Raw genomic sequence first — 3,227 nt, forward strand, 5'->3', positions numbered from 1 at the left:
AAGCGCCGCTTTAAGGTAACATCAATACCACTCCAGGTCTCCTCGATCCTGTTTTTGTATTTGATAAATCTATTGTAGGTTTTAATTAACCAAGCGACGGCAACAATAAGAAAGAAAATAGAAAAAAGAAATATCGGTTCCATTTGCCCCCCAACCACACCCCAGCGCTCCGGAATCCAACAAAAGCCACGGAATATAGCTCTCAATTGTAAGTTGTCTATGTATCATGTCAACGATTGTTTTTACAAGTGTGGCTCGTTGTGAACCGCGGTTGATAGGTGGAACTCCCGAATTCCACCAGGGGCCTGTGGCATTGGTCGCCGACCGCCAAGCGCGGCCTTCGCCGCCGACAGACGGAAACAATCTATCCATTCACGAAGCGTGGAAGAGGGGTCCTCAAGTGACTAGGGAAGGTTTTTGCTCGGTTTGAAAGTGCCGGCCCGGCCTTTTAAAGTTGAGCCTTTTTCGAGTACTTGATCTATTTTCCTTACCATTTGAACCGAAGCTATGACGGGGAGCTTTGCGGCAGGTAAATGTCGACGTGGGTTCCTTGGCCAATGGTTGATGAAACCGTAATCCAGCCCCGGTGTCGTTTGACAATACCCAACACCGCTGCCATGCTTAACCCCCTTCCCGTGAATTTAGTCGAGAAGAAGGGGTCGAACAGTCGGCGCAACATCGTGTCGTCCATTCCGCTGCCGTTATCCTCGATATGAATACATGCATAATTTCCTGGCTTGAGTTCACTGCCGACACGGTCTGGCAACTGGCCCCATTGAACCGGTCTGGCAACGATCCGAATGATTCCATTTTTGACGATGGATTCCTTGGCATTGTTGACGATGGCCAGGATCACCATGCGTATTTGAATCAGATCTACTTCTACCGTGCAGGACGCGTCGGCCAGCTCCGCTTCCAGTTGAATCTGCTTTTCAAGTACATGCTTGATTCCAGGCAATACCTCCTCGAAAAGCGCTTCCAGGGAAATGACCTGGGTCATGTAGGTTCCACCTTGCGCATAGGCCAACAACTGACTGGTCAAATTTGACATTCTCTCGATGATCGGGCGTATGCGATCGATGTAAGGCGATACATCCGAACTCTTTTTGTTGGACATCGATATGAGATCGATGTTACCCATCAACCCTGTCAGGGCATTGTTGAACTGGTGAGCCACCCCCCCGGCCAACGCGGCAATGGCTTCTGATTTCTGGGCTTGCATCAGGTCTTTTTCATAGCGAATCAATTGCTTTGTTTTCTCTTCCAACGCTTTTTCCAGGTCTTGTTTTTTTTCTCGCAACAGGGTTGCGTGCATCAGGCTTTCAATTCCGTTGACCGCATTCCGAAGGATAATGGAAACGATTTCCAGCGACGTGTCAGGCAGTCGCGACAATTGGGAAGGGAAAATCCCCATGAACATCCCTCGAATCCGCGAACACGTCGCCATCACATGCAAAAAGAGCTGTCGGCTGCCGTCTTTCGAAACGACCGTGATACCTCTGCGTTCACGTATCGCCCAGGCAACGAACCCATTCTCAATCAAAAATTCCAGCTCTTCTTCGATGGATTCTTTTGCGTCGTCAGGTGTGAACAGAGACAGTGACATATCGGACGTTTCATCATCCACAATGAAAATTGCACTGGCCTCAAATGGAATCAGACGCTGAATACGGTCAATGGCTTTTGTATTGATGGTGCGGGGGGTGCATTCGCTGTTTACTTCCTTTTGAAAGTCACCCAAGGACAAGGCCGATTCGATGGCATTTTCAAGATATCGTTTACGATATTCTTGTCCTTCCCCTTGAATGGAATCGACGTTGGAATGAGTCAGCATAATCAATTTGCCTGGCTTTGGAAAATGGCTTCCATCGGCCCCAGTTGATGCACTGCCTGACGAACGACCGTTTGAATGCTATGGCGCGAATCCACAATTTTATCCATGACCGGATAATCAAAATGGGGTATCGATCGTTCACCGCTATATCCGATGCCCAACCCCTGTGAAATGATATCTGCCAAATGGACGATCCCGGCGGTGTCCGAATTGGATGCGCGGCTGGGGGCATGGTGATAGACGATATTGTCGGCAAGGTCCATCGGCAGTTTCCACCGGCTCAGCAGGTGCCTGGCCAACTGCGGATGGTTTTTGCCGATAATGTCTCTTTCCGTTTGAAAGACACTCGTATCGGCGGATTCCGCCAGGCAGAAACAGTCGGTCGCGTGCTCCGGATAGTAACAGTAGACAATTAGCTTCCCAATGTCGTGCAACAGCCCTGAAACGAACAGCTGTTCGGTCTGTGGCAGATTGTTGCGTGCGGCCAGAATACGCGCAATCACCCCGCAAGCCAGGCTGTGGCGGATAAATGCCTGCATATCCATAATATGTTTGGGAATATTTTTGAACGTCTGCATGACGCTGATCCCGAGAGCCAGGCTGCTGATTTCCTTCGTCCCGATGATGGTCACGGCCCGTGATATGCGGTCAATTTTGGAGGGAAAGCCATAATAGGCTGAATTCACAATTTTTAATAATGTAGCTGCCAAACTGGGGCTCGTGTTGACAACCCTGGCGACGTCATTGGATGTCGCCAGTGGATCGGCAATGACTTGATTGAGTTGGGAAATGATCGTGGGTGTCTCAGGCAATTTGTCCGCTATCCCCTTGATGTGGCCACGGACCGCATTGGATTTGCCCTGCATATCCTGGCTGCCTGAGATACAGTTCAGCCTCGGTGACATGGTGAATTCACCTTTAATCCGATGGATCAAAGCGACTTTGCAGATTTCTTTCAATGTGCTGTTTGCGAAATCGGCGTTCTTGAAAACGAGCCTGATGGCCGCTTTGATGCCCTCGGCCTTTTCATTATCGATGCACCCATGACGACCGGCTGAAGGTCTATCGCTGCCGACGACCTTAACCTCGGACACCCCCCATATTTTTAATATTCTTATGTGGTTATTGGCTATCTTTTGGCCCTTGGACAGAAGCAGGCGGGTATTGATGTCGTAGACATCCTCTTCGAGGACCATCCCTAACTCTATATTTTCAACAGCAATATAGCCCATTTGAACACGGATCGATGGCTTTTGTGTCGTTCATTTATCGCCAAACGCTTTCGTAGCGGCGCTTCATCAATTGTTTTATCGTCTTAAATTCTTGATACTTGAAGAAATAGTTTATTTTCTGAATTTGGAAAAGGGGAATACGCGCGCTATGGCGGTTCAAC

2 protein-coding genes and 1 pseudogene are annotated in these 3,227 nt (G+C 49.0%); all 3 read right to left on the reverse strand.

Features of this window, described 5'->3' with window-relative positions; all coding sequences use genetic code 11:
• Positions 1-206: pseudogene (locus ABYV26_RS23570) on the reverse strand (hypothetical protein); the annotation flags it as partial.
• Between the two features lie 299 nt (positions 207-505).
• Complete coding sequence (locus ABYV26_RS23575) at positions 506-1,834, reverse strand: nitrogen regulation protein NR(II) (RefSeq protein ID WP_372683798.1); 1,329 nt, start codon at positions 1,832-1,834, stop codon at positions 506-508.
• 2 nt (positions 1,835-1,836) lie between these two features.
• Positions 1,837-3,030: an HDOD domain-containing protein gene (locus ABYV26_RS23580; protein WP_372683799.1), complete on the reverse strand. Its 1,194-nt coding sequence runs from the start codon at positions 3,028-3,030 to the stop codon at positions 1,837-1,839.
• Positions 3,031-3,227: the final 197 nt, after the last annotated feature.

This window comes from Desulfosarcina sp. (assembly GCF_041551955.1).
Lineage (GTDB): Bacteria > Desulfobacterota > Desulfobacteria > Desulfobacterales > Desulfosarcinaceae > Desulfosarcina.

Bases quoted from the DNA above. Each gene is read 5' to 3' on its own strand.
- ABYV26_RS23575 (WP_372683798.1), bottom strand. From the start codon at position 1,834: ATGCTGACTCATTCCAACGTCGATTCCATTCAAGGGGAAGGACAAGAA.
- ABYV26_RS23580 (WP_372683799.1), bottom strand. From the start codon at position 3,030: ATGGTCCTCGAAGAGGATGTCTACGACATCAATACCCGCCTGCTTCTG.